Below are 21,468 nucleotides of genomic sequence, written 5' to 3'. Positions count from 1 at the left end.
TCATGATCAAGAAGTGGAAACAACTTACACTTGTCGCCAGTCTTGTTGTGTTGTGGAACGTGTATCCCATTCAGGCTGTTCAGGCAGAGCAGCTTAAGGTGAATGGGAGTACACTCCATGAATGGAACAATGGAGCCAAAGTAGACGCCAGCGTTGATAACCAAGGCAGTATCCAAATTAAGACCTCCACTCAGGGGCTCAAAAAAGGATACTATTCGGCCTACGTCTATGAGCTGCAGAATCGAGACTGGTCAGGCTATGGGGCTTTGACCTTCTCCATCCGCAATGAATCGGACCGAAAGTTGCCTCTTAATATCGTACTGACCCGAGCGGATAAAACCTCCCTTACTGTGTCTGATGACCGAAACGTCATCGTAGTCGAGAAATCAACCGGACAGGCTGAACTGGTCCGCCCGATATCCGGCCTGATTGCATTGGAACCGGGATTTGTCGGACAGATCCGCATCCCCTTTTCCAGCCTGATGGTCCAGGACAAGGCCAGCACGGCAGGTCAGGTGAACTTGGGTAAAGTCATTGGCTGGGGCATTACAACCACAACTCCCGAAAACACCAAACTGAGCTTCCGCATCGGCAACATCAAGCCGTTGTCCAAAAAGCAAGCTGTGGTGGAGAACGGGCTCACCACCATACAAATGACTGGTGACGAACGTGTGGTAAAACCTGTAGCCGGAGAATCCATTGCCCAATACAGTGTTGAATTCTCCTCAGAAGAAAAACCCGAAGTAACATTCCAGCTCGACACCCCCGTGCAGGGAGTATCCATTACACCGTATGGACTGCTGACACTTCATACCGATGTCGCTGCTGAGCAGACCACCATACATGCACTTGTGAATAATAAATGGAATCTGACAAAGACCATCATGCTGGATCGCTCTTCGGCCATGAATGTTCAGGAGAACGACGGGACGCCACGTTCTATTCCTGACCCATCCGAAGTTACCAAGGTGCTCAACCCTGCGGACCCACTGATAAAAACATCGGTGGGATGGTTTATTCGACTCTTGTTAACAGCTGCCGGAATCCATGGACTCGTCCTCTACTGGATGTGGAGAAGACAACGGAATACTCAGGGTACCAGAAAGCGACGGTCCCGGAATGATCGACAAGCACGGCGTCCTTTTCGCATGTGAACGACCCTTGCAGACCAACTCGCATCTTGAGATGCGGGTGTCTGTCTGTTTTACTTGAGCCTGTTGCATCAATAGATACAACGTGCTCTCTTATATGATCCTCAAGGAGGAAAGGCAGTGCTCTTTTCCAGTGTAATCTTTCTATTTTATTTTCTGCCGCTTGTGCTGGGGCTGTATTACATACTGAGATTCTCGGTTACGGCCAAAAACATGCTGCTGCTGGTTGCCAGTCTATTCTTCTATGCATGGGGTGAACCGTGGTTTGTCCTCATCATGCTGGCCTCCATCTGTTTCAACTATATCTTCGCCCTGCTTGTGAACAAGTTCAGAGAACGACGGAATGCCGCTTACACCATCATTACGTTGATGCTTATCGTCAATCTGGGTATGCTGTTTGTCTTCAAATACATGGCTTTTGCACTTCGTATTGTGAATGAGAATACAAGCTTTGGATTAAATATTCCGAATATCGCGTTACCGCTAGGAATCTCGTTCTTCACCTTCCACGGAATTTCCTATGTCATCGATGTGTATCGCGGACATGGTGCCGTGCAGAAAAACCTCTTCTATGTGGCGTTGTATATCTCCTTCTTCCCTCAACTCATTGCCGGACCGATTCTGCGCTATAACACAATTGCAGACCAGATGGTCAACCGTAAGGAAAGTTGGGACAAGTTCGCACTCGGCTGCTGCCGCTTCATTGTGGGTCTGGGTAAAAAGGTGCTGTTATCCAACAGCATGGCGATTGTCGCAGATCACATCTTTAGCATGGGTGGCACCTCGGATATTCCGGCAAGTCTGGCATGGCTTGGAGCCATCGCCTATACGTTGCAGATTTATTTTGATTTCTCAGGATACTCCGATATGGCCATTGGTCTAGCCCTCATGTTCGGGTTCAAGTTCGAAGAGAACTTCAGATATCCGTATATCTCTCGCTCCATCACTGAATTTTGGCGTCGCTGGCATATCTCGCTCGGCACCTGGTTCAAAGAATATGTCTATTTCCCACTCGGGGGATCACGTGTCACCAACAAGGATAAAATGATTCGCAATCTGCTCATCGTCTGGGGACTGACTGGCGTGTGGCATGGCGCGGAGTGGACATTTGTCGTCTGGGGATTAATTAACTTCGCATTCATTGCATTGGAGAAAATCTCTAACTTTGATAAAGGTACCCGCTTCAACCCGCTGCGGCATCTCTATGCGATGTTTATTGTGGTCATCGGGTGGGTGATCTTCCGTTCACCGGATCTGCTTCAAGCTGGCAACTATCTGGGCAATATGTTCGGACTGTACGGCAATGGATTCTGGAGTGATACAACCTGGATGTTCCTGAGAGAGTACGCACTCTTCTTCATCCTCGGTATTGTGTTCTGCATGCCAATTGCCACACGAATGAACAAACTGATGGTGGACGGCGCACGTTTCAGCAAACCATTGGAACTGGTGTACCCGGTCACAATCATCGTTTTATTTCTGGTCTGTGTATCGTATCTGGTCAAAGGTACATACAATCCGTTTATTTATTTCAATTTCTGAGAGAAGGCACAAGCATGCACAACTTTTTTGCCAAAAAGAGAATCACGGCTTTCCTCTTCATTCTCGTGCTCGTGACATTCTCTGTTCTGAACATTATTCAATCCTTCGGGCCGATCCAAAAGACGCTGGCCTCAGCGGACTATCATTATTCTGAAGCCAAAGAACTGATTCACGAACTGGATGACGACATTAATGAACATGTCTTCGATAAGTTCGGCTTCGTGGAAGCGTACGGATATATGCAGTCACTCATGTGGAAGAACGAGGAGAACAACTTCGAGGTCGTAAAAGACATGGAGGGAAAACTGCACTATACCTACTTCGCGACAGGGCCGACAGATACGAAAGATCTGTCCGATCGGGTTGCTGCACTGGGAGCTCATTTGGCCCCAAAAACGAAGCTAACCTATGTAATGACACCCGACAAATACGTACGTGGTTATACTCAGTTCCCGGAAGGCATTCCTTACAATTATAACAACGAAACAGCCGATGGCTTTCTCGCCAATCTCAAGCAGGATGGTATCGATACGGTGGATCTGCGCGAAGGTCTGTTGAAAAGTGGTATTCCGGCAAAGGATCTCTTTTTCACCACGGATCACCACTGGAAAATCAAGACCGCGTTCTGGGCCTTTGGCCAGCTCGTGAATCATCTGGACGGCATGTACGATAAGCCGCTGGACCCGGATCATTATTTCACCGACTTAAATAACTATAATGTGGTTCCGTATCAGGATATTTTCATTGGATCACAGGGGCGAAAAGCCGGGAAATACTTTGCGGGTGACGATGACTTTGACCTGATTTATCCGAAGTTCAAAACGGACTATTCCTTCTACTTCAAGACCGGCGAGACGGAAGCTACATTGAACGGTCGCTTTGAGGACGCTCTGCTCACGACCTATCCCCTGAATGTGCAAGGAGCTACCTATGATCTAACCGCTGACAAGTACTTTACGTACCTCTACGGAAATCAGGGAATCGTTCATGTGGTGAACAAAGACAAGCCCAACGGACTCAAGGTGCTGTTCATCAAGGACTCTCTCGCCGTGCCGATGATCTCCTTCCTGTCGACCGTTGTGTCTGAGATTTACCTGATTGATCCACGGTATTATACAGAAGACATCGTGGATTTCGCGAGCAAAACCGACCTGGATCACGTCTTTGTATCGATATCACCGCAGGATCTCGTGGATGAATTTTTCCCTTATGGATCGAAAGATTAACCATATAAGGAACTAAAGATTATTTACACAAGCACTCCGATGACAGAACAACCTTTCAATCGCTGTTATCCCCAGATTTTTTTTATCCCTTTTCTCAAAGGGAAAATCCGGTGATAGCGTATGCTTCCGATGTTGCTTTCTTTCAGAAAGCTTTTAGGCGAACGCTTCGCTTTTTCAGGTTTCTTCTGTCCTCTCCGTTTCTGTGTAAATGTTTAGTTCAACCAATATAGATGAAGGATCATGCATCTATGTAAAGTCATCAGAAAGGGTACCCCACAGCCAATGATCTGGCAGACAGGGTACCCTTTCTTTTTGTAATCCAATAGAATCAGTTTCGTTCACGCTTCGCCTTCTGTTCCTTATAATATTGCAAAACGTCACGCGGGCTTCCTTGAAACGCTCTCTCCTTGCCATATACATACGCCAGGTCCAAATTTGCAAAAGCTTCATCATGCTGCTCTAGCCTCATGCAGACTATACCCAGCTCAATCCACGGCCCGGTATTAATATCCGAGCTTCGCGTTTGCAGTGCGATTTCAGCCCATGGCTTCGCCAGCGCGTATTGCTCCATGTCCATATGTGCATTCACGTGACAGGAAGCGATCCAGCTTGCCATTTCCCAGTCCGTCTTTGGCTCAGGCAGCATCCCCCAAGCCTGATCATAATAGATCAGGGCTTGCTCATGCTGCTGCGTTTCATCCAGAACATTGCCTGCTTCTACCGTTTCAATAATTCGTCTCTCCAGTTCGGGATGCTCCGGCGTCAAATCTTTCACTCCGCAACCTCCTCCTCCAGTTCGAAATACCATTCCAAAAAGGTATTGAAGTTCGCCCACTGCGGTGTACTTTCACCACTCAGGAAACGTTCAATCGATTCACCAAGCTCGACCAGAGCCACATCTCCCGTTTGGCGGTTATAAAAGAATCCACCCTCGCCCTCAAAGCTGTCCAGCGGGATGTAGGCTTCTGGCAATCCTAACGTGAGTTGAGCCACCGTCATGTCCTCCAAATATACGGTGTTTTCCATCACCCAGCAGATCTGATAGATCTCCTGATGTCTGCTGTAAAAGGTCGGACCATCATCAGCATGCAAATAAAAATGTGCAAAATCAGATTCAAGATCAATACCCAGTTTACGTAAGGCTTTTTCGTACTCTGCCGGCACATCTTCATGCCACCAGCCCTGATTTTGACAATAATCAATTACTTTATTGGATAACATATTAAGCCTCCTAATGAATAGAACATGATGCAGCCATGGTGAGTAAACCCTCTAGTACTATATAATTGAACTAAAGGTTATTTACACTTGCCACTCCAATGACAGAACTACCTTCCGATCGATGTTATCCGTTAAATCACGATAACGGTTTAACAGGGATCCATACTTGAGGAGGAAGACCCTGACCAGGGTATACCTCAAGTTCCGGAATTCCTGCGTGCTTGTAAGGGGTGGCTCCGAACCATTCGCTCATAATATACTTCCACAACTGCTGTATCGCTTCTGGCGCCAACTCATCGGCTTCAAACACCATCCAGTGGGACGCGGGAATCTCTATTGAGAACAAACCCTCAGGTACTTCCCCGGAGTGTGAGGTTGCGATCCAGTATTCCATTTGATCGCTGTGTAATTCCCTTTGATCTATACAAATGCCGACCAAACCGGAGACGGCCCCGTTATTAAACTCGTTTAAACGATCTTCTATTCCGTCCGCCAAAGCTTCCTGCCACATCTTTGGAATCTCTCTCAAATTCTCGCCATCCACACAAGAGAATGTTCTTTTAATGCCTACGAAAGTTAGGGACTGCTGTTCAATCAAGTTATCTTTCACATTCATGGAATGGGCTCCTTTCAAAATAAACGAATTATTATTATCTGATCGAAACGTGCCTCCGCGCACGCATTGTGCATCAGTTCTTGAAGTGATTGTTCGATATACAATATATCCTCACGGGTTTTACTATGAATACTGTATCAAAAGAGCAAGGCGATTGGAAATAGGTTCATTCATACCCAGCCTCAATTTCCTTATTCTGGAGCAACTTTACCTTCATTCTTTCGTCTAATGATTAACTAACAACGAAGGGGATGACTATGCGAATAAGTTGCAGTCCCGGTTTCCCCGGGAGCATGATTGGGTCAATTGACCTTCAGCCTACCAAGTTTAATACGGGTATTTCCAGCAACAGCGAGATTACTCATCACATTAACGCTGAACTCATTGCCATTCCCTATGTAGAAGATCCCGAATTCGGATCATATTTTAATGCGATGAAGATGATGAAGGGAACGTACAAGGAAGAGTTTCATGTAAGCTATGACGTAGAATTTACGATTGATGTGGATAAAAAGGGGTATATCACTCAGTTCGAGCATACCTTTTCACTGGAGCGTTACCTCAATCTTGTGCGGACGCAGTCCTATAAAGTGATTAAGACGAATTGGAAAGCACGTTCCTTCCATGTCATGACCTACAGTTATATGGAGGAAGTATGTAATCCGAACAACGTAATCTTCAAATGTAACCACGCAGAGGACGTTTTCGTCGTAGCTGAACTTGTCCCCTATTCTATCGGTGATGTTGTGGTGCAACCCCATAATCGTTACCTGCACCTTCGTGCATTAATATCGGCGAGAGATGATCTCTACCCGATCGACTATATGTGTGAGCCCAATTTCGATCTTAGAATCGAACCATAACCCCTACAACATTTGAATACAACAAGAGCACAAAGCGTTCCTGACTTACTTCGGATCACCTGTGCTCTATTTGATTATAGGTTCTGTTTACTAAAAAAAATCAAATCTCAGGGAGTGGTTACATGGATTTTCGAGAAGAAACACCTGAAGAAAAAAGAGAACGTTTGAGACAAGAAGAATTAAAGGGAAACGCCATGGGTACGTTTGGTGATGGGATAAATCGTGCTCAATTTGGAAGCTTCGCAGATTTAGTTGGCGGTTTGGGATGGAAAGGAACTGGAATCCTCATTACATTATTGGTAATAGGGTATGTAATTTATAAATTAGTGTTTTAAATAAGGATAGGGATAACTATGCATTCTTCACTACTTGAATAAATAAGCGTATTCAAAGCTTTCCATCGAATACGCTTATTCGTTTGCAGAAAATACTCAAACATTCAAGCACTCAAGTCCTTCTTTTCTTCCTTTGCCACCAGCTTCTTGTGCTCCCACTTCTCAATCCAACCCCCAACCCGGATGAAAAAGAAAGCCACCGCCATCGAAAAGGTCACAATTCCGTAGAAACCAGCGCCCGTACCAATACCGACTCCACCTGCAAATAGGATCATTGCTGCCGATGTCAAACCTTTCACTTCAAATCCGGCCTTCATAATGAGTCCTGCTCCGAGAAAACCAAGGCCCGAAACAATCTGAGCCGCCAGACGCATCGGGTCCATCATCGTTCGGTTGTGCAGTTGTCCGTACACTTCAACACTCTCAATGGATACGATTGTAATGAGTGCAGAAGCGACCGTGACAAATGTATACGTCTTTACGCCTGCCGGTTTGTTCTTATGGGTCCGATCAAATCCGATTAACAGCCCGAGCACAGCACTGATTAGAATTCGAACATAATACTCAAAAGGTACAGAGTTGCCCACCCAGGATGTAAACGTTATCATATTTAACCTCACGACATCCGAAACTCATTCTTGCTAATTCTTGATCGAGGCACAAGAGTTTCTTTCTATTATTTTGCTAAGCACGATCCTGTTATTCTCGTACGATCCCTCCAGAATACCGAGCTTATGCATAAGCAGCCTTACCGACTGAACACCCAGCTCAGATGGTTGCAGATCCATTCCCGTCAAAGAAGGCCTTACCTGATGCATCATGGACTGATCACCACAGATTACAAATAATGAGATATCTTCCGGCACACGAAGACCTGCGTCGTTAATGGCATTAAGGGCGCTAAATGCAGTACGGTCGTCGTCTGCAATAATAGCCGTAACCCTTCCCATGGGATTCTTCACATTGTGAAGTGTCTCGTCATAGCCATATTTAATATACTTGTCTGAATGAATACCCGGTTTATAATGAATCATTCCAGGCTGGATCATCACACCATGCTCCTGCAGCACACGGACGAACTCTTCCGACCGTTCAATGGAAACAGTCATCTGCTCCCCGGCGTTCAGGAACATGATGTTCCGATGACCCAGTCCAAGCAAATAATCGCAAATATCGCGCATGACCTGTTTATTATCATTGTTGACGGTAGATACACCCTGAAGTCCCTTGTTAATGATTTTACCAATCGTGACAAACGGAATGTCATGCTGATACAACAGATTGATCCGGTCATCCTCTTCTGTAGGTCCCAGCACAATGGCACCGTCAATAGGATAGCTCGCAAGTGAAGGTGTCTTCACCTCTTCGGCAGCAATCATGTCCAGAAGCACCCGATATCCGTAGTTGGAAGCTTCCAGAATAACACCATTGATAAACTGATTATGGAACACGCTGAAAAAGAATTTTCCGTGCGGAATCGTAAGCCCGATCGCCATTGTTTTCTTGGTGACCAAGCTTCTAGCAATATGATTCGGCACGTAATTCAATTCCTTCGAAATTTGCAGCACTTTCTCGGTTACCTTTTTGCTCGTCGGCCTTTTCTGGCTGAATACGTTAGATACCGTTCCCTTGGATACACCCGCCAGACGGGCTACATCATCAATCTTTGCCATTAGGAACAACCTCTCCTCAACACTAGTTCGATTTCGTCCTCGCGAGTTCAAAGATGACTGATGGTATCGTCAGGTTCATGTCGCTGGTTAGGATGTCCTGGACTGCACTTCATCCTCAGTCTCGATCGGAACGCCGCGAAGCTGAAGCTGCTCTGCATAATGACAGGCAGCAAAATGATTATATCCTACTTCACGGAGTTCAGGAACGTGCTGGATGCATTTATCCGTCTTATACGAGCATCTGGGATGAAAATGACAGCCACTTGGCGGATTGGCCGGATTCGGTACTTCCCCCTCCAGTATAATTCGTTGTTTTTTAAAATCCGGATTCGGTTGGGGCACAGCTGACATTAGCGCCTCCGTATAGGGATGCTGAGGATTCGAGAACAATGATTCCGTTGTCGCCAGTTCCACAATTCTGCCCAGATGCATAACCGCCACTCGGTCGGAAATGTTCTGTACGATGGAAAGATCATGCGAGATGAAGATATATGTGATCTTGAATTGCTCCTGCAAATCTTTGAGCAGATTGATAATCTGAGCCTGAATCGATACATCCAGCGCGGAGACCGCTTCATCACAGACAATCAGTCTGGGTTGTGTAATCAGCGCACGCGCAATGGCTATCCGCTGCCGCTGTCCTCCCGAAAATGCATGTGGGTAACGTTTCAGATAACTCACATTCAGACCTGTTTTCTCGGCAATTTCCATCACCTTCGTCTCCACTTCAGTCCTGCTCAGCTTAAAGTTCGCAATCAGCGGTTCGGCGATAATATCGAATACGCTCATCCGGGGGCTGAGTGAGGAATACGGGTCCTGAAAAATCATCTGGATATCCTTGCGATATGCTTTGATCTCTTTGCCCTTCAAGTTTAGGTAATTCACTTCTTTTCCATCTTCCGCATGATAGACTACACTGCCTGAAGAAGCATCCACACCTCTAACGATACAGCGTCCGAGCGTCGTTTTTCCACAGCCGGATTCCCCGACAATACTGAGCGTCTCCCCTTCAAGGAGTTCAAATGAAATTTCGTTTAGAATATGAATGGGTTTTGGCTTTTTGAACAGGGCTTTTTTGGATTTGACTTGAAAGCTTTTGTTTAGTTTGAGGACTTCAAGAATGGGTTTGGTCATTATGCTTCTCCTTCTCTCTGGTCCGCGTACAAGAAACATCTGACCATATGCTGGTCGGAAATCGCGGTTTTCGGTACAGCTTGTTGATTACATACACCTTTAATCCTGTCCTTGCAGCGATCATAGAATCCGCACATCGGAGGCATGTTGACCGGCATCGGAACAGAACCTTCGATGGAATCCAGCCGTTTACTTTTATTCCCTCCCAGCCTGGGCATCGATTTAAGTAACCCTTTCGTGTAGGGATGTTTCGGATTGTTGAAGATTTCCCTCATCGGTGCCTGCTCAACAATTCTTCCAAGGTACATCACCGCAACCTCATCACACATCTCGGCAATAATACCCAGATCATGGGTCACCAGCAGAATGGCCATGCCAAACTCCGCCTGCAGGCTTTTCATAAGTTCCAATACCTGAGCCTGAATGGTCACATCGAGCGCTGTCGTAGGCTCATCCGCAATCAGAATTTCGGGGTTACAGGACAATGCCATGGAGATCATCGCCCGCTGACGCATACCTCCCGAGAATTCATGCGGATATTGATCGAAACGCTTGGCCTGATCGGAAATCCCGACTTTGCTTAGCATCTCTAACGCGATTTTTTTGGCCTCTTTCTTATTCCTCGTCTGATGAATTCGGATCGCTTCCATGATTTGATTCCCGATGGTATACATCGGTGAGAAGGCCGTCATCGGCTCCTGAAAGATCATCGAGATTTTGCGGCCACGGATAGAGCGGATCTGCTTGCCTGTCGGCTTAAGAGACAAAAGATTCAGACCGTGGAGATTCGATTCCGAGTCGGAATTGTAAGTGATTGTTCCACTCGTTTCACATTCCTTGGGATTGATGCTGATAATCGACCGACTTGTCAGGCTTTTGCCGCAGCCCGATTCCCCCACAAGCCCAAGGGTTTTGCCTTTGTATATATTGAAGTCGACTCCATCCACGGCATTCATGACGCCATTTTCCATCTGAATCCGAATCTTCAGGTCTTGAACGGACAGTAAAGGTTGCTCCTTATCAACAGCTTGAATTGCCATGCTATCCCCCCGCTTGCCTAGTATTTGGACAATTATTTTTTGTACGGATCAGCCGCGTCGCGCAAGCCATCGCCGATGAAGTTATAGGTCAATACAGTCAGAATGACAAAAGCGAGCGGAATGAGCTTCCATGGATAAAGGGCCACATTTTCAATTTTTTGCGCCTCCTGAAGCAGCACACCCCAACTGGTTGCCGGCGAACGTACGCCAAGACCGAGAAAGCTCATAGCCGTCTCACCCAGAATCATGCTTGGAATCGCCAGGGTTGTCGCTACGACCAAATAACTCATGAAGCCTGGCAGTAGATGTTTGACAATAATCTTTGCGTCCCCTACACCAGCGATCTTTGCAGCGATTACATAATCTTCATTCTTCAACGAAATGAACTTGCCTCTGACCACACGTGCCAGATCGGTCCAGCCAATAAAAGCGAAGATGATCACGATGTATAAATACATGGTCACGACCGGAATACGTGGCGGAATTGCAGCAGACAGTGCCATCCACAATGGCAGCGTCGGAAAGGAACGGATGATTTCGATGATGCGCTGTATCATGGAATCAATCCAGCCGCCAAAATAACCGGAGATGCCTCCAATAATCAAACCCAGAATAAAGCTAATGCCTACGCCGACCAGCGGGATGCTTAGTGAGATTTGACTGCCCAGCACGATCCGGGAGAACAGGTCACGCCCCATACCGTCCGTACCCAGCAGGAATATCCGCCCTGGCTCATCTACAGCGAACAAATGCGTCGACATGGGGATCAGACCAAGAAACTTATATTCTTCTCCCTTCACAAAGAACTTGAAGAAATGCTTTTTTTCGGTATCCGGGACAAACATTTTACGCAATGTTTCGGGGTCACGCTCGCTCTTCAATTCATATACAAACGGCTTGATGTGAAACTTGCCGTCCGCATCGACAAATCGCAGTCCCATTGGCGGAGCATTCACGTATTTGCTGTCATAGCTTTGCAGCCCATACGGAGCGATAAACTGTGCGAACAGTGCGATGATGTAAAATGCGCCCAGAATGTACATGCTGATCCGGGCCAACTTATGTTTCTTGAATTTCTGATATATCAGCCGCCACTGCGAGCTGTATACAGTATCTTTGGGTGCTGCTGTAACAGGGACTGCCGGCCTTTGACCTTTAAATAACGGTAGTGGTCTCATCATTAGGATCCTCTGAACTCTGTACGTATTTTGGGATCAAGCCAAGCCAGCAAAATATCGGAAATCAGTGTTCCGAGAACCGTCAGCAAAGCCATGATCAATAAAAAGGTTCCAGCAAGATACATGTCTTGACCGAGCAATGCATTATGCATAACTGGCCCTTGAATCGGCAGGTTCAATACGATTGCTGTAATGGTAGCGCCGGTAAAGATGGAGGACAGTGACCAGCCAAAGGTACTCACAATAGGATTCAAGGCTGCACGTGTCGGATACTTGAACAGGATTTGCATCTCTGATAAGCCTTTGGCACGGGCTGTAATGACATTCGGTTTGTTCAACTCGTCGAGCATTTGTCCGCGCATGATCCGAATCAGATCTGCAGTTCCCGAAAGCCCGATAACAATAACCGGAATCACCATATGCTGCATTAAGTCTTTTACCTTGTCCATGGACCACGGCGCATTCACGTATTCGTTGGAGAATAAGCCGAGCAATGGATTACCGAACCACTTATAGGAAAAGAACATGAGAATAATGGCTAACAAAAAGTTGGGCGTTGCCATTCCGATAAAGCTCAGGCCGGAAAAGAAATAATCGCCCGCAGAATACTGCTTTACCGCCGTGTAGATCCCAACCGGAATCGCGATTATATAATGGAAGGCCATTGTCACCAGCGAGACGACCAGAGTCAGTCCCATATACTGCTGGATCACCGCCATCACCGGTTTGTTGTAGTTGAACGAGAAACCAAAGTCGCCATGCAAAATGATTTTCTTTACCCAAACGAAATATTGTTCATAGATTGGCCGATCAAGCCCCAGATTCGCCCGCATATCATCCATCTCAGCCTGGGTCATGATATCGCCGGAAGCGGACATCTTGGCCGAGTAGGAGGATACGTAATCGCCAGGTGGCAATTGAATAATGTAGAAGACGATAAAGGAGATCACAACAACAACAGGAATGGCCAACAGGATTCGTTTTAAAATGTATTCAAGCATCTATTCCTCTCCTCTGCACCGCGTGAATGATACAAAAGGAAACAATAGCAAGGATAAGCCCCTCCTCACTATTGTTTACCTGAATGCTTCACCAGCTATTGCTTGATGAAAAATTGTGCCGGATGGCCTTGACCCAGCGAGCGATACTCATCGGACCAGATAAGATCCGTAGGGATGTTATGAATTTTATTCGAGGCTGTAATCAGAACCGGAGTTGGTCCCGCATATCCGATTACCCACTGATTCTTCTGGTGCAGTTTCACGATCTCATTGCTATACTGATTGATTTCATCCAGTGTCTTGCTTGCTTTCACTTTTTCCCAATACTCAAGGATTTTAGCGACATCCCCTTCAGGCTTGACACCTTCCTTGCCGCCAGATTGGCTGTATAGGCCGTAATGGCCGAACCATGGTGTTATAACACGGAGCGGAACCATTGTATCCGGTCGGAAAGCTACGTTGACGACAGAAATATTCTCGGTAGTCATCGGAATTTTGTTGGCATATTTCATATCAAAATGTGTGCCTCCGTCAACCACTTTCAGGTTCGTTCGCAGCCCCATATCCTCGTAGTATTTCTTAAGCAATTCAAGGAATGGTGCTGTATCGGTCGTGCTCTCAATCACCGTGAGCGTCAACTCGGAACCATCAGGGTTCAGACGGAAGTTGTCTTTATCCCGCTTGTTCAAGCCTAACTCGTCAAGAATTTGGTTTGCGCGTTCAGGATCGTATTCCGCCCACTGCTGGGCCCACCCTTCCTGAAAGCCCATTACGCCTTCGGGTACGGAAGCTTGAATCGGTTCTCCCAGTCCACTGGTGACAATCTCAGACACCTGGTTACGATCTACCCCAATGGAAAGTGCTTCCCTGAACTTAATGTCCTGGAAAAGTTTGCGGAGATTCGGATCTTCCGTAGTCTGGTTTAACTGTACTCCCGCGCTGGACCAAGCTGGTTGTGTCCAAGGGATAATCCGGTAGTCACCTTTTTTCTCATTCTCTTTCAGTACCGTGAAGTCTTTGGAATCAAAGATCACCAGGTTGTAATCACCGGCAAGCGTTCCAAGTACCTTTTGGCTCGGATCTTGAATCTTTGTCGCTACAATCCGGTCAATATACGGGAGCTGTTTGCCTTCTTTATCTGTTTTCCAGTAGTACGGGTTGCGCTCCATGACAAACTGATCGCCATTAGGATCATTGGTTGGCACCCATGCTCGGAGTGTAGGAATCTGGTAATGCAGCCAATCCGTATACCCGGTTTCCATCAAGAATACTTTGGGATCTTCATAGCCCCACTGCTTCGTAATCTCCAATGTTTTGGCATCCCCTACGAACTCAGGAAGGATGGTTTTGTGAAAGTGTGCAGGAGCGAAGAACCACTTGTTATCAATGGCCACACGTTCCAGGAAGAGCACACTTGGATACTTGTGAGTTACGGTAAACGTGTAGTCATCCACCTTCTTCACTTCAGCCAACGCTCTATCCCCGGTAACAGGGTCAACGGAGTAATAAGCATCATAGATCTTTTTGCCAAAGGTCTCTTTGGTCAACATATGCTCCCAATAAAAGAGAACATCATCCGCTGTGAAAGGAACACCGTCGGACCATTTCATGCCTTCTCGCAAATGGATGGTGAACACGGTGGAATCATCATTCACTTCATAGCTCTTGGCTACGTTTGGTTCAACTTTGTTTCCTTCCTTGTTGAAACGAAACAGCGCTTCCTCTGTCGGTTGGCCTATTCCCCACTTATCAGGAACACCAGTCCAAGGCATGTTCCAATCTCCACCATATTGCCCGATTTCCTCGACGACCTCTTCAACCATAATGTCTTTGGAAGCTGGCAGCCGCTCAGCCAGGGCAGGCAATTTACCTTCATCGACAAGCTTTGTCAGCATCGGGGCTTCTTTGGCACTGTTGTCCGTAACAGCAGGTTCTTTCACTGTCGATTCCTCATTTTCGTTGTTAGACGAAGATGCAGAGCATCCCCCCAGTATTGTCGTGATTAGGACAAGAACAATTAACAAGTTGCTTTTCCTTTTCAAGCTAAACCCCTCCACGTTTGGATTTGCCATTAACTTGCCTGAATATGCTCTGGTTGGCGCTCACCTCCCTAACGAAATAAACCCTTTATGTACATATGTAGATACAATTAAACCGGTTTAATTTTTATGCAACAGAGGTGTTCAATCGGGAAAACATCTCGTAGAATTAAACCGGTTTAATTGACATATAAGAAAATGTAAACGCTTTATTTGTATATAATACATGGATGACTACGTTCAAGCAATAGGGATTTTACAAAAAAATTCTGTTTTTTCAAATTCATTTCAGGAACAATTCCGAACAATTCAAGTCTGCTCAAACAGCACCCTCACTCACAAATCCAAGTATAGGTTCCAATTGTACTAGGATTATTATCCGATCATCAATTTTTGGTAAAATTCTACATCAACTTCTCTTATTTGCGGTTTGCAGCTGTATTTAGTCGAAAGCGGAATTTGGCATCCTCCCCGTACCACATTGGGAAATTGGTACCCCAGATATTGTTATGCAGATTAAACTGCCATCCGGATTCAAGCGAGACAAACGAGTTGTCGAATTGCAGCAGTCTTCTCTGTCCAGGTGCGACCAAAGTGGAATCCAATGCTTCAATAGAGGCCTGGCCATCTGTGCCATCATAGAATACTCCCTTGTCTACAGCATGCAGATTGCGGTTGCCGTCTTTTACAACATTCAACGGAGAGATTCGTCCTCCAAGCTTGTCCATCATCCACAGATTGGGGTTATCCACCTTAAGTCCGCATCCAAACCAACTGGCCTCTGGAAGACGATTCGCTTCTTTGCCAAACCATTGCAAGGTAACCTCTATCACTCCTGCCTGTGAAAACGTATATACCAGTTCCAGTTCCTTGGGTGCTCCGTACAATTCATAACTTTCTGCTGGCATGGACAACCGGAACCAATACGTATCGCCACTAGCATTGCCTGACTTGTGCATATCGGTCACGATTGGCAAGTACACCTGATGGCTTGGTAGCGGACGCACAAATTCAAAGCCTGGTTTGCTAAAATCGGCATCAGCCCAAGGATGGGTCACAGGCAGGTTCTGCATATAAGTACGGAAATACCTGTCGTAATCCTCCGTCCCGAAGGTTTCGTAGGCATAGACTCCGAACGGTTGCTTCGCGTCAACCCAATTCTTTTCATTCTCATCTGTCAGCTGAATCAGTGCACCATTGTTATTGAAGGCCAACTGGTATCCGCCACTGCTATAAACTTGATGACTTGCCGCAGATACAGTACCGGAAGATACACTTTTAACTGGATTTAGTTGTTCAAAAGCTTGACGCGCTTCCTTCTGCTTGTCTTCACTCAGGCACGACACAGCCGTGTCCAAATATCTCCGCTGTTCCGCCCAAGAGCTCTCTATCATCGAATAAGTACGACGGCTCGTCTCCGAAGAGAATAGTCCGCTGGAGTGACTGTCGAACTCATCCATGGCGAAGGCACCGATATATTGAAATTTGGCAGGAATATCCTCGACGTCCACGTCATTCATTTCCCGCGCCCGGTTGAAGTCAGGCTTGGCATAATTCCGGAAATCCGGAAGCCATTTCTTCACATCAAGTCCCCACGTATGCTCCACAACCAGCAGCATGGCATCACTCATACCTTTATATTCAGCGCTTGCCGGATCGATTCGGCCTTCCGTCAACCACTTGTCTCTTAACCGCTGCAACTGGCGGAATCGGGCTATTTTAAGCGGGTCGGTACCACCTCCGTGAATCCAGGTATCCCCGAGCTCTTCACGTACAACAGGTAATTGGTCCCGAACCTGATCTAGGTGCACCGCAAATGCATCAAGAGACGAAGCCATAATCTCTGCATCGGGGTATCGTTCCTGGATATGCTGGAATTGTTCACGAATCTCTTCTGCGCTTGGCGGTCCGCAATTGTCGCCCGTATGGGCAAACAACAAGATATCATCGATACCTTCAATTTCGACTGCCTCACCGTAGGTGTCCGCATAATTGACAATGATCTCACTGCCATCCGCTGCCTGCCATCTGAACAGTTTAGGCACATCCGGGCGCATGGAAGCTGGATTAACCCCAAGATGCATATACCGGATACCCGCTTCATTCATCAGAGGCACCATAGAAAGGGTATGCCCGGGTACATCCGTCATTTTTGCTGCTATGGTCGTTTTGCCAAATTGTTTATCAAGCTCCAGTCCGATGGACAATCCGTAGCGAAATAATGAGGGGTCCATCATCTCGGTGTGCGTCGTGAACGGTAATCCATGCCATACGATATGACCTTTGCGGATCGCCTGTTCCATAGCCTGTTTGCCCTCTTCGGTCGCATGATTCAGATAATGACGGATCAGCCAGGAACCCGTGGTCCATATGAATTGCTCTCGTCCTCCCTCTGCTTCCAACTGTGCGGACAGTGCGATAGCTTTGGGCACATACTCTTCCATGTACTGCTTTACGACGTTTTCCGCCAAGTGTGTAAATCCGATATCCAGGTGAGTTTTAAAAACAACATGTACTTTTTTACGGTTAGTCATGGTTGTCTGAGCCTCCGTTGTTAGATTCACAGTTAATACTGTTTATTTGAACAATAAGCATGGAGACCCGCTTCATTGTGAAAGCGAGTCCCCTCGTTAATCATCGTCTAATCTAAAATAACATCATTCGTTAATGCGCCTTTTTCCTGCGGTCCTGTTGGTCCTCCCGCAAGCAGAGGCTGACCAAAGAAGGAGCCTTGGGACGGATTTCCGAATCTATAGACAGACAAGCTGTTCGGATTGCTGTAATCCCTGTCCAGCCATGAAGGCCAAGCATTTCCCAGACCATTGCCTGTTCGGGTATTCGGATAATACTGAAAGGCCTGGATATTGTTCCAGGTATCCCATGCCGTTCCCTGATTGGTCACATCAATCAACTGGGTCACGACGAGTTCCTGATAGACATGATTGCCAGGATCTTTCCACATCCCATGGGAACCAAACGCGGAATAAGCGACAGGATGTGTATTGTTTACTTTGTCCACTTCACCCCAGGAGTAGGTTGTACCGAAAGAATGCGCGCCATAGTAAACTTGAACCGGCTTCACATAGTTACTGTTCTGATCGATGAACTTGGCCAATCTGACCGTAACCCGCTCCCAGTCTCCGACATGATCTCCCACTTCCGTGCCAAACACCGTTTTCCCAAGATCATAGGGACTGAACTGGAAATATACCAGATCGACATTGTTATACTCCTTCTCCACCCAAAACGCGTAGATCGGCGCATTAGCCAGATCGCCCGTAAAATACGGCAGTTTCAGAGTATATGGATTTAATTCCGTTTTGGTCTTGAATTCATATAAACCTGAACCTGGATTCACATACCGATCCACATGCGGCAGGGTATGTTCTACCGAGGACGGAAAATAAACTTCGCCTTGGGCAAACCAGATCTTGGGTGCAAAGGTTTGCAATATTTCACGCTTGGCTGTGTCACTGTAATCGTTACCCGGAACGGCAAGCGATGTGGCATCGAGCGGCGAGATGGCTTCAACCTTCAGGCTCGATACCGAATCATTGATATCTCCGCCAACATAGATCGCATCTGCGGTCAGAACCTTGGAGTATCCAGCGAAATTGTAGTCTTTGTACAATGTGACCTTATACCCTGGGGCTACCCGAAGTGCAGAAATGGCATCATTGCCTACGCCAGCCTTCAGTTCATCCACATTATAGCTGCCAATATCAAACTGCTGCTCAAAACCTCCATAAGGTGAATTGGAGTATGCGATAACTGGTTTATTGGGGCCTCCGATCTTCTCTACTTTCAGACTGGAGGTCGCGTCATTAAAATCATCAAGCCATCCCGCATCGCTGGTCAGTATTTTGGTATCACCGGAAAAATCCTTGTCACGATACAGGGTCAATCGATATCCCGGAGCTACCTTTACCGAAGATATTTTGTCGTTGCCAACCACGTTAAGCTGATTCACATTGAACAGGCCAATCCCAAATGGTTGGGAGCTGCCTCCAAAATCTCCATCTTGGTAAACCGTTACGGCATTGTCCTCTGCCGCCTGCGCAGGCTGCGCCAGTGGAAAGAAAAGAGATACTGCCAAGAACGAAGCTGCAAGCAAGGATTTGATTGTCATATTCGGGCTCCTCTTCGAATAATGATTTCGATTATTGCCAACGTTCGTACGTTACATTTCTTTTGGCTCTGCAGGTCATTTCCCAGGATGTGTGGTAGCGCTTTCCGGAAGATCCTCCCTTCATCCTTAAAAGATAAGTGGCATATCTTCACACTAATATATGTCATTGACATATACAATGATATAAATGTAAATTTTCCTCCAAATAAACTTCATATAACTACTATTATTTACAATATTTTGCATAAAAAGGTGAGATACATAACAAATCACGTATTATTGAGTTTGAATATGATAACAACCATCTTATGTCACTGACATACAAAAAAACCTCCCTTATCATCAAAACGAGATAAGGAAGGTTTAAATTGGCTTGAATAACGGAACCGCATCAACACTCATTGATTAAGATTACGTACGGAGCTTCGTTCGATGATGGTTGTGTTCACCTTGATGGATAAAGCACCTTCTCGGGAATTCTCCATACGTTTGCACAGCAAATTCACTGCTGCCTGTCCAAGCTTCTCTGTCGTTTGTCTTGCCGTAGTCAGTGGCACGGGCAGCAGACTCGCCAACTGGATGTCGGAAAAACCAATGATGGACAGTTCCTCAGGTACCTGCTTGTGGATGGATAAGGCCGTGTACAGACAAGAAGTCGCGATATAATCATCCGCACAGACAACGGCTGTCATTGCGGGATTACTTTGAATGAAATCCTTGAGTTGGAGATTCGGCCCATTCAGGTTGAGCATGTAATCCTCTGCACAATCCAGGCAAATATTGCGACCGTTAACAGGCAGTGCGTAGTCCAGCATGGCCTGCACATAACCTTTATAGCGGTCCTCCCGGCTCGTCACTCCATCAAACGGCATAGAGATATACCCAATTTCCCGATGTCCTCTATCAATCAAATATTCCGTCAAGTTGTAGGCTCCCTGATAATGGTCATGGTACACACAATCAATATTGACCTCACGAAAGATCCGATCGATGATTACCAAAGGATAATTCAGCAGATTAAGCTCCAGCACCTTTTCACTGCAGCGTGTTCGCCCCCTTGGAAACAGAATAATTCCATCGATTCCTTCCTCGTACAACTCTTGTAGGCAGATGCTCTCATCCTCTTTATCCGTAGTAATCCGAATGAGCAACTGGCAACCTGATTTACGTGCTTCCTGCTCGACGGATGCAATAATTCTGGCTACGTAATCATCCATATTGGGGAACAGCAGAGCAATTTTTCGCTTTATAAGTTTCTTGTCTGTAGTTACATTCCCCGATAATGACTCCTTACCCGGCCCGCCCAAATAATCACCCGACACAAATGTCCCCCGCCGCGCCAACCGATAGACAATACCTTGTTTCTCCAAAATCTGCAGCGCAAGCTTGGCCGTCATACGGCTGACAGAATACAGTTTGGAGAGCTCCCCCTCTGATGGTACGGGATCATGTGGCTGCAATTTCCGGTTACGGATTTCTTCCATCACCAAATCGGCAGTTTGCAAGTATAACAACGGCTTCCGATGTGGTTCCTCCATGTGAACACCTGCCTCAGTTCCGGATTTTACGATCATTCTATCATTTTCTCATGTAAAAAAGTAAAAATAGCCCGTGAGCAGAAGGTTGAATGTCATTCCATCCTTCTGCTCACGGGCATGGCAAGCAAACACTTATTTATTTAACTTCGGCATTTAGCCGTTCAATAAGTTCAAGCAGCTCCATCGGTTCACCGACTGTGTGAGTCGGACGTTCTGTCTCATCCACCGGCTCATGGGGATAACGCGGTGTCCAGCTCTGAAAGATGCTGGTGATGCCAAGCGCGTTGGCTCCCTTCATATCACGACTCAGGTTATTGCCAATCATCACTGTTCTTGAAAAATCCCCTTCTGACAAATCAAGGGCACCAATTGCTGCCTTAAACATCCGCGGGCTTGGCTTGCTGGCTTTAATATTCTCCGAAATAATCATTGCGCTAAAATAATCATGAAGTCCATGCTGCTTAAATACGTTCTTGAAGGATTGTGCATCGCCGTCAGCAACCAGGGCCAGCGTGTACCCTCTTTCATGAAGCTTCTGAATCGTGATATCCGCACCCGGAATCAGATCCGCACTCAGAACAATTCCTTCTTCGTCCCGAATCTCGGTCGATTCATCAACAATGGTATCGCCGCTGTCAAAAAAGATAATTAACTTTTTGTCGTCCATGTTCGTTATGACCGTCCTCTTCATTCAATTGGTGAAACGACTTGCCGGTTTCCACTTGACCATGTAATCCAACATTGATGTTCTAACAATAAAGGTATAGCGCTTAATCCAATGT

General features: G+C 46.4%; 19 protein-coding genes. 5 read left to right on the top strand and 14 right to left on the bottom strand.

Annotated elements, in window-relative coordinates; genetic code table 11:
* The first annotated feature begins 2 nt into the window (after positions 1–2).
* From DC345_RS25990 to DC345_RS25980, 3 genes are all read left to right on the top strand, one after another.
* Positions 3–1,154: a hypothetical protein gene (locus DC345_RS25990; protein ID WP_113055677.1), complete on the top strand. Its 1,152-nt coding sequence runs from the start codon at positions 3–5 to the stop codon at positions 1,152–1,154.
* A 117-nt stretch (positions 1,155–1,271) separates the two neighbouring features.
* The gene (locus DC345_RS25985; RefSeq protein WP_113055676.1) at positions 1,272–2,693 is read left to right on the top strand and encodes an MBOAT family O-acyltransferase; all 1,422 of its coding nucleotides are present in this window, start codon (positions 1,272–1,274) and stop codon (positions 2,691–2,693) included.
* A gap of 14 nt (positions 2,694–2,707) precedes the next feature.
* Positions 2,708–3,919 (top strand): alginate O-acetyltransferase AlgX-related protein, encoded by a 1,212-nt coding sequence (locus tag DC345_RS25980; protein WP_113055675.1) that lies wholly within the window; start codon positions 2,708–2,710, stop codon positions 3,917–3,919.
* Between the two features lie 328 nt (positions 3,920–4,247).
* Here the strand turns inward: DC345_RS25980 and DC345_RS25975 are convergent, their stop codons facing one another.
* The 3 genes from DC345_RS25975 to DC345_RS25965 form a co-directional block, all read right to left on the bottom strand.
* On the bottom strand, positions 4,248–4,694 hold the full coding sequence (locus DC345_RS25975) for a hypothetical protein (protein WP_113055674.1): 447 nt from the start codon (positions 4,692–4,694) through the stop codon (positions 4,248–4,250).
* A complete protein-coding gene (locus DC345_RS25970) occupies positions 4,691–5,140 on the bottom strand; it encodes an SMI1/KNR4 family protein (protein WP_113055673.1) in 450 nt (149 codons plus the stop codon). Before DC345_RS25970 ends, DC345_RS25975 begins: the two co-directional genes overlap by 4 nt.
* Positions 5,141–5,276: 136 nt before the next feature.
* Entirely contained in the window at positions 5,277–5,756 is a 480-nt protein-coding gene (locus tag DC345_RS25965; RefSeq protein ID WP_113055672.1) for a GyrI-like domain-containing protein, read from the bottom strand.
* 293 nt (positions 5,757–6,049) lie between these two features.
* Here DC345_RS25965 and DC345_RS25960 point away from each other — a divergent pair, with 293 nt between their 5' ends.
* Complete coding sequence (locus tag DC345_RS25960) at positions 6,050–6,619, top strand: hypothetical protein (protein ID WP_146752164.1); 570 nt, start codon at positions 6,050–6,052, stop codon at positions 6,617–6,619.
* 122 nt (positions 6,620–6,741) lie between these two features.
* Positions 6,742–6,954 (top strand): DUF6366 family protein, encoded by a 213-nt coding sequence (locus DC345_RS25955; protein ID WP_113055670.1) that lies wholly within the window; start codon positions 6,742–6,744, stop codon positions 6,952–6,954.
* A 104-nt stretch (positions 6,955–7,058) separates the two neighbouring features.
* Here the strand turns inward: DC345_RS25955 and DC345_RS25950 are convergent, their stop codons facing one another.
* The 11 genes from DC345_RS25950 to DC345_RS25900 all read right to left on the bottom strand — a co-directional run bounded on the left by DC345_RS25950 (position 7,059) and on the right by DC345_RS25900 (position 21,353).
* A complete protein-coding gene (locus tag DC345_RS25950; RefSeq protein WP_113055669.1) occupies positions 7,059–7,562 on the bottom strand; it encodes an MgtC/SapB family protein in 504 nt (167 codons plus the stop codon).
* 33 nt (positions 7,563–7,595) lie between these two features.
* Positions 7,596–8,627, bottom strand: coding sequence for a LacI family DNA-binding transcriptional regulator (locus tag DC345_RS25945; protein WP_113055668.1), 1,032 nt, complete (start codon positions 8,625–8,627; stop codon positions 7,596–7,598).
* Between the two features lie 87 nt (positions 8,628–8,714).
* Positions 8,715–9,761 (bottom strand): ABC transporter ATP-binding protein, encoded by a 1,047-nt coding sequence (locus DC345_RS25940; RefSeq protein WP_113055667.1) that lies wholly within the window; start codon positions 9,759–9,761, stop codon positions 8,715–8,717.
* Complete coding sequence (locus DC345_RS25935; protein ID WP_113055666.1) at positions 9,761–10,801, bottom strand: ABC transporter ATP-binding protein; 1,041 nt, start codon at positions 10,799–10,801, stop codon at positions 9,761–9,763. The genes DC345_RS25940 and DC345_RS25935 overlap by 1 nt, the downstream gene beginning before the upstream one ends.
* A 32-nt stretch (positions 10,802–10,833) precedes the next feature.
* Complete coding sequence (locus tag DC345_RS25930; protein ID WP_240343068.1) at positions 10,834–11,982, bottom strand: ABC transporter permease; 1,149 nt, start codon at positions 11,980–11,982, stop codon at positions 10,834–10,836.
* Complete coding sequence (locus DC345_RS25925; protein WP_113055665.1) at positions 11,982–12,980, bottom strand: ABC transporter permease; 999 nt, start codon at positions 12,978–12,980, stop codon at positions 11,982–11,984. Before DC345_RS25925 ends, DC345_RS25930 begins: the two co-directional genes overlap by 1 nt.
* Before the next feature lie 95 nt (positions 12,981–13,075).
* Complete coding sequence (locus DC345_RS25920) at positions 13,076–15,022, bottom strand: ABC transporter substrate-binding protein (RefSeq protein ID WP_258530809.1); 1,947 nt, start codon at positions 15,020–15,022, stop codon at positions 13,076–13,078.
* 416 nt (positions 15,023–15,438) lie between these two features.
* The gene (locus DC345_RS25915) at positions 15,439–17,553 is read right to left on the bottom strand and encodes a DUF5054 domain-containing protein (RefSeq protein WP_113055663.1); all 2,115 of its coding nucleotides are present in this window, start codon (positions 17,551–17,553) and stop codon (positions 15,439–15,441) included.
* 107 nt (positions 17,554–17,660) lie between these two features.
* The gene (locus DC345_RS25910; protein WP_113055662.1) at positions 17,661–19,148 is read right to left on the bottom strand and encodes a Vps62-related protein; all 1,488 of its coding nucleotides are present in this window, start codon (positions 19,146–19,148) and stop codon (positions 17,661–17,663) included.
* Positions 19,149–19,546: 398 nt separating this feature from the next.
* The gene (locus DC345_RS25905; protein ID WP_113055694.1) at positions 19,547–20,686 is read right to left on the bottom strand and encodes a GntR family transcriptional regulator; all 1,140 of its coding nucleotides are present in this window, start codon (positions 20,684–20,686) and stop codon (positions 19,547–19,549) included.
* Between the two features lie 136 nt (positions 20,687–20,822).
* Positions 20,823–21,353, bottom strand: a complete 531-nt coding sequence (locus DC345_RS25900; protein WP_113055661.1) for an HAD family hydrolase — start codon at positions 21,351–21,353, stop codon at positions 20,823–20,825.
* Between the last annotated feature and the right edge of the window lie 115 nt (positions 21,354–21,468).

The sequence above is a fragment of the Paenibacillus taichungensis genome (assembly GCF_003287275.1).
In the GTDB taxonomy this organism is placed as follows: Bacteria; Bacillota; Bacilli; order Paenibacillales; family Paenibacillaceae; genus Paenibacillus; species Paenibacillus taichungensis_A.
This window is presented reverse-complemented; position numbering and strand designations above follow the sequence as displayed.

What these genes read in the sequence shown, in the direction of transcription:
- DC345_RS25910 (WP_113055662.1), bottom strand. Translation starts at nt 19,148, where the DNA reads ATGACAATCAAATCCTTGCTTGCAGCTTCGTTCTTGGCAGTATCTCTT.
- DC345_RS25965 (WP_113055672.1), bottom strand. Translation starts at nt 5,756, where the DNA reads ATGAATGTGAAAGATAACTTGATTGAACAGCAGTCCCTAACTTTCGTA.
- DC345_RS25955 (WP_113055670.1), top strand. Translation starts at nt 6,742, where the DNA reads ATGGATTTTCGAGAAGAAACACCTGAAGAAAAAAGAGAACGTTTGAGA.
- DC345_RS25900 (WP_113055661.1), bottom strand. Translation starts at nt 21,353, where the DNA reads ATGGACGACAAAAAGTTAATTATCTTTTTTGACAGCGGCGATACCATT.
- DC345_RS25945 (WP_113055668.1), bottom strand. Translation starts at nt 8,627, where the DNA reads ATGGCAAAGATTGATGATGTAGCCCGTCTGGCGGGTGTATCCAAGGGA.
- DC345_RS25930 (WP_240343068.1), bottom strand. Translation starts at nt 11,982, where the DNA reads ATGATGAGACCACTACCGTTATTTAAAGGTCAAAGGCCGGCAGTCCCT.
- DC345_RS25960 (WP_146752164.1), top strand. Translation starts at nt 6,050, where the DNA reads ATGATTGGGTCAATTGACCTTCAGCCTACCAAGTTTAATACGGGTATT.
- DC345_RS25970 (WP_113055673.1), bottom strand. Translation starts at nt 5,140, where the DNA reads ATGTTATCCAATAAAGTAATTGATTATTGTCAAAATCAGGGCTGGTGG.
- DC345_RS25915 (WP_113055663.1), bottom strand. Translation starts at nt 17,553, where the DNA reads ATGACTAACCGTAAAAAAGTACATGTTGTTTTTAAAACTCACCTGGAT.
- DC345_RS25990 (WP_113055677.1), top strand. Translation starts at nt 3, where the DNA reads ATGATCAAGAAGTGGAAACAACTTACACTTGTCGCCAGTCTTGTTGTG.
- DC345_RS25980 (WP_113055675.1), top strand. Translation starts at nt 2,708, where the DNA reads ATGCACAACTTTTTTGCCAAAAAGAGAATCACGGCTTTCCTCTTCATT.
- DC345_RS25925 (WP_113055665.1), bottom strand. Translation starts at nt 12,980, where the DNA reads ATGCTTGAATACATTTTAAAACGAATCCTGTTGGCCATTCCTGTTGTT.
- DC345_RS25935 (WP_113055666.1), bottom strand. Translation starts at nt 10,801, where the DNA reads ATGGCAATTCAAGCTGTTGATAAGGAGCAACCTTTACTGTCCGTTCAA.
- DC345_RS25940 (WP_113055667.1), bottom strand. Translation starts at nt 9,761, where the DNA reads ATGACCAAACCCATTCTTGAAGTCCTCAAACTAAACAAAAGCTTTCAA.
- DC345_RS25905 (WP_113055694.1), bottom strand. Translation starts at nt 20,686, where the DNA reads ATGGAGGAACCACATCGGAAGCCGTTGTTATACTTGCAAACTGCCGAT.
- DC345_RS25950 (WP_113055669.1), bottom strand. Translation starts at nt 7,562, where the DNA reads ATGATAACGTTTACATCCTGGGTGGGCAACTCTGTACCTTTTGAGTAT.